Here is a 314-nt window from a genome sequence, read left to right as displayed (position 1 = left end):
CATCCGGGAGAATCCAGCAAAAACAATAAAAGCGCCTGCGGAGCAATCCCGTCAGGCGCACATAAAGTTCATGGGTACCACAACTGCAACGCCTCCACGCTAGCACACCTCGGCGGGAAGCCGCTGCTGCCGGCGCGGGGGCGTCGGGGCGGGGGCGTGGGGCGGGTCAGAGGCGTTCGATGATCGTGACGTTGGCCTGGCCGCCGCCCTCGCACATGGTCTGGAGGCCGTAGCGGCCTCCGGTGCGCTCCAGCTCGTGCAGGAGGGTGGTCATCAGCTTGACGCCCGTCGCCCCCAGGGGGTGGCCCAGGGCG

Annotated in this window: 1 pseudogene; it reads right to left on the bottom strand. The window is 68.2% G+C overall.

Annotation, left to right across the window (positions count from 1 at the left end):
• Nucleotides 1-166: 166 nt before the first annotated feature.
• A pseudogene (locus tag VR44_RS43335) lies at nt 167-314 on the bottom strand (acetyl-CoA C-acetyltransferase); the annotation flags it as partial.

Source organism: Streptomyces katrae, assembly GCF_000966975.1.
Taxonomy (GTDB): domain Bacteria; phylum Actinomycetota; class Actinomycetes; order Streptomycetales; family Streptomycetaceae; genus Streptomyces; species Streptomyces katrae.
The sequence above is the reverse complement of the archived record's forward strand: the minus strand, read 5'-3'. Positions and strand labels throughout refer to the sequence as shown.